This is a genomic window from Methanosarcina sp. A14, from assembly GCF_001729375.1.
Taxonomy (GTDB): Archaea; Halobacteriota; Methanosarcinia; order Methanosarcinales; family Methanosarcinaceae; genus Methanosarcina; species Methanosarcina barkeri.
Genome location: NZ_LZPK01000089.1, coordinates 1 through 3,941, shown reverse-complemented (window position 1 = coordinate 3,941; position 3,941 = coordinate 1). Strand labels below are relative to the sequence as shown.

Annotated in this window: 4 protein-coding genes; 1 reads left to right on the top strand and 3 read right to left on the bottom strand. The window is 40.5% G+C overall.

The annotated features are described in order from the left end of the window. Positions 1-515 precede the first annotated feature (515 nt). Positions 516-944 (top strand): polymer-forming cytoskeletal protein, encoded by a 429-nt coding sequence (locus A9239_RS05165; protein WP_048122557.1) that lies wholly within the window; start codon positions 516-518, stop codon positions 942-944. 141 nt (positions 945-1,085) lie between these two features. On the opposite strand, the gene A9239_RS05160 is transcribed toward A9239_RS05165, so the two are convergent. The 3 genes from A9239_RS05160 to A9239_RS05150 all read right to left on the bottom strand — a co-directional run bounded on the left by A9239_RS05160 (position 1,086) and on the right by A9239_RS05150 (position 3,809). Next, on the bottom strand, positions 1,086-1,850 hold the full coding sequence (locus A9239_RS05160; RefSeq protein WP_048122555.1) for an ABC transporter ATP-binding protein: 765 nt from the start codon (positions 1,848-1,850) through the stop codon (positions 1,086-1,088). A gap of 1 nt (position 1,851) precedes the next feature. Beyond that, a complete protein-coding gene (locus A9239_RS05155; RefSeq protein ID WP_048122553.1) occupies positions 1,852-2,637 on the bottom strand; it encodes an ABC transporter permease in 786 nt (261 codons plus the stop codon). 143 nt (positions 2,638-2,780) lie between these two features. After that, on the bottom strand, positions 2,781-3,809 hold the full coding sequence (locus A9239_RS05150) for an ABC transporter substrate-binding protein (protein WP_048122551.1): 1,029 nt from the start codon (positions 3,807-3,809) through the stop codon (positions 2,781-2,783). Positions 3,810-3,941: the final 132 nt, after the last annotated feature.

Here is a 3,941-nt window from a genome sequence, read left to right as displayed (position 1 = left end):
GAGATGAAGTCCGGATTAAAATCGAAAGGGTTCTTCCCAAATACGGTTTCGCCAGCCTCGTTGAATAAGCAGGATCATTTCAAATGAGAAAAACCGAGACTGAAAAATGATATATATCTAATTCTTCAGTCTCTCTTCCATTCACATACACTAATTAATCTCCGGATACTTTATTACCGGAATTATTTTTCTTTAATCTAGACTTCACTTTTATCTGTACTTTTATCCGGTCGTTTCTTTTCATCTTCTTTGATTGGACTACGTTTTTCGCTGTTTCTATCAATTCTATTTTTCAGCTTCTTTGATAGGGTTATATTTTTCGCTTATTTTTCAGCATGTCGTTTATGCTTTAATTGTTTATTCATGGCGTCTGATAGTGAACATTCGATGCTGTTAAATAATAGATATTCAATCATATCTTGGAAATTCAATTGACAAAATTTTTGTAAATGCCTTATAGAATAAGTATTTGCTTTATATCTATAACCGGGGCAAGTATCCCGGAGTGATCTCTAATGATTCGTTTTATCAAGTACCACCCCAGGTCCAATACTTACGTCATTGAAAAACGAGCTTTTTTTGATGAGGATCTTACTCTGGATGGCAATGTAATTGTCGGGCAAGAAGTGAAGTTCTGGAAGAACCTCACAGTAACTGGCAGGCTTGATCTCGGAAAAGGTTCAGTTGTTAGAGGCAATGTAAAAGCCAGAAGTGCGCTTGTCTGTTCAAAGGCAAAAATTCTGGGCAATATCGAAACGGTTTCTGAGCTTGTTTTTCTTGATAAAGCTAAAATAAATGCTACAGCCTGCCAGGGGGATATCCGCGTCAGGCCTGGGTGCGTTATCGACTCCGTAAAAGCAGACGGTACGCTTGAACTTATCGGAAAAGTTCTTGTCAGGAAAGTAGAGCCATTAACGAAAGTGATTATCCGGGCTGAAGAATAATCGTGAGTTCCCAATGAACAGTTAACTTTTTCTTTCTTTTCTCTTCCTTTTTTTATTCTCTTTGAACTCTTTTTTCCCCTTTTTTATTCTTTACCCCTTCGCACTGTGGCTTTATCTCTTTTTTATCAAAGCCATAGTACTTTACCTGTGAAATCTTTCTTCTTCCAGAAGTTTCAGGATACGGTCTCTTAAAAGGTTAACCTCTTTACTTGTCCTGGAGCGTGGGCGGGGCAGGTCAACTTTTACAATCTCTTTTATCCTTCCTGGTCTTGCAGTCATGACCACTATCCTGTCCGCGAGAACAACCGCTTCATCCACACTATGAGTTACGAAAAGGAAGGTCACGTGTTTTTGTTCCCATATCTTCAGAAGTTCGTCCTGAAGGATATTTCTAGTCTGGGCATCCAGGGCCCCAAAAGGTTCATCCATAAGAAGGACTTCGGGCTCATTGGCTAGGGCTCGTGCAATGGCTGCACGCTGCTGCATACCTCCTGAGAGTTCGTATGGATAGCTATTTTTGAACTGCTCCAGGCCCACAAGTTCTATATACTTCTCCACCTGCTTCCTGGCTTCAGCCTTACTAATCCCCTGCATTTCCAGTCCAAATGTAATGTTATCGATGACTGTTCTCCAGGGAAATAGAGAATATTGCTGAAAGACCATACCTCTTTTGGGGTCCGGGCCAGTTATAGGAACACCGTTTAGTGTAATTTCTCCTGAAGTCTGGGTTTCGAGTCCAGCAGTGATGCGTAGCAGAGTGGTCTTCCCACAGCCGGATGGTCCCAAAAGGCAGATAAACTCTCCGTCTTCAACATCAAAGCTCACATCGTGCAAAGCTTCTGTACCTACATTATCTTCTTTTTTAGTAAAGATACGTGAAACATTTTTTACACTTACTCTACCCATTTTATACCACAGTTCCTGATGTCCATCTCAGTAATTTTGCATTTACATAATGCCTGAAGAAACGGTCAATTAAAAGGCCAACAAATCCGAGCAGTAACATATAAACAAGTACGAAATCCATCCTGTGCATGTAGTAATTGTGCCATATCTCATATCCGAGTCCGCTGTCGCTCCCAAACATTTCTGCAGCTACAAGGCACATCCAGCCTACACCCATAGCAATCCTGATTCCTGCAACAATTGAGGGCATAGCTGAGGGAATTGCAATATAACGTATAAGATCCAGGTTTCGGGTACAACCAAGAACTCTTGCGGCTTCAACATAAACCTTCGGTACGTTCTTAAAACCGGTATATGTATTGATGATAATTGGAAAAACCATTCCTGCAAATACAACAAAACCTGCAGCCTGATGGGTAAGCCCAAACCATATGATTGCAAAGGGAATCCAGGCAATGGGGGGTATAGGGCGCAGTATCTCTATTATAGGGTCGACTGCTCTGTTTATATCTTTAAACCATCCCATGGCTATTCCCAGAGGAATCCCAATTACAAAAGCGCCAGCAATACCAATTGCAAAGTTAATTAAGCTCGTCAATGTATCTGTAAAAATTAGCCCACTCTTTACGATTGCAGAAAAAGAGATTATCACATCATAAAAACTAGGCAGCTTAAATTTATTCTGTACAATTACGTCTGCTGCAAGCTGCCATATTGCAATTGCAACTATGAGCGATAATGCTTCAATGCCTTTTTCTTTAACTGTTTTTATGAAGTTAACGTTCATGTCTAATTAAAAGAATTCTTACCTTTTTATCTTTCCGGCAGACTTCATTTTTCAGAAAAAATAAGGGTTCAATTGCCTTCTATAAAGCCGAAGCATTTGAACCCTTTATTTAGATTTCTCTTTTTCTTCAGTTACTCTTATTCTTATTTCTCACTCGTGGCTTTCTCATAGAAACTTGTGTCAAAGATTTCTTCCTTTGTCAGGGATTTCGGAATATACCCAAGTTCGTACTGAACCTTTGAGTAATTGACAGCTGAGTCTTCAATCAAGGCTGGATCTGTGATCCATGCACCATCCCATTCCTTAAGCGAGTCCTTTACAGTGTCAAGATCCTCTGTAGTCTTATTTGCAAAAATCTTAGCAGCTTCGTCCATATGTTCCTTGTTATACTCAGTTGCCTTAATATGGGTCTTTACAATCTGTTCCACAATTTCCGGGTGCTCTTTGATAAGTTTTCCACTTACGACAAGCACACAGCAGGCATGGTTTGCTTCCATCTCTCCAGATTGTACTATGATACGCCCGTTTCCTTCCTTTTCTATAACTGTTGGGGAGGGGTGAGGCAGGAAGACAGCATCAACCTGTTTAGCTGAAATAGCGGTGATAGCATCTCCTGAAGTCATTCCAAGGATTTTCACATCTTTTTCAGGGTCAAGCCCATTTTTCTGGAGCCAATTTCTGAGCAGGGTGTCCTGAATTGTTCCTGTCGGGTAAGTAGCGATCGTAAGACCCTTTAAGTCTTGAGGGCTTTCGTATTTGTATTCGTTACGAAGAACCAGACTTGAACCGTTTATCTGGACAGGTGCAACAATCTTTGCGTCAAGTCCCTGGCTGAGAGCTGTAATTACAGGTGCTGCTCCTACATAGGCAACATCCAGATCTCCAGCCAGCATTGCCTGCATTTCAGGGGCTCCTGTCGGAAACTGGTATTCATTAATTTTTGTAATTCCATATGGTGCAAGGTCTGATTTCCACCATCCTTTTTCAGCCGCAGTCATATATGCGATCTGATGGGTGCTTGGCTGATAGCCAATGTTCAGCTCAGTAATTGCAGTGGTCTCTTCAGATCCGGTTCCGTTCTCGGATACATTTTCTTTATTGGATGCACAGCCAGATACGAAGATAGATGCAACCAGCAAGAAAGTAAGTATAAGTATGCCTAGTTTTTTCAAAGTTCCACCTCAATAATCCTTACAACTGGTAATTATTCTACTGATAATTAAGCATGTTAAGCATGTTACTGATAATTAAGCATATTAAGCATGTTACTGATAATTAATCATTTTAAGCATGTTACTGATAAT

Coding starts and splice junctions, on each gene's coding strand:
- A9239_RS05165 (WP_048122557.1), top strand. CDS start 516: ATGATTCGTTTTATCAAGTACCACCCCAGGTCCAATACTTACGTCATT.
- A9239_RS05160 (WP_048122555.1), bottom strand. CDS start 1,850: ATGGGTAGAGTAAGTGTAAAAAATGTTTCACGTATCTTTACTAAAAAA.
- A9239_RS05155 (WP_048122553.1), bottom strand. CDS start 2,637: ATGAACGTTAACTTCATAAAAACAGTTAAAGAAAAAGGCATTGAAGCA.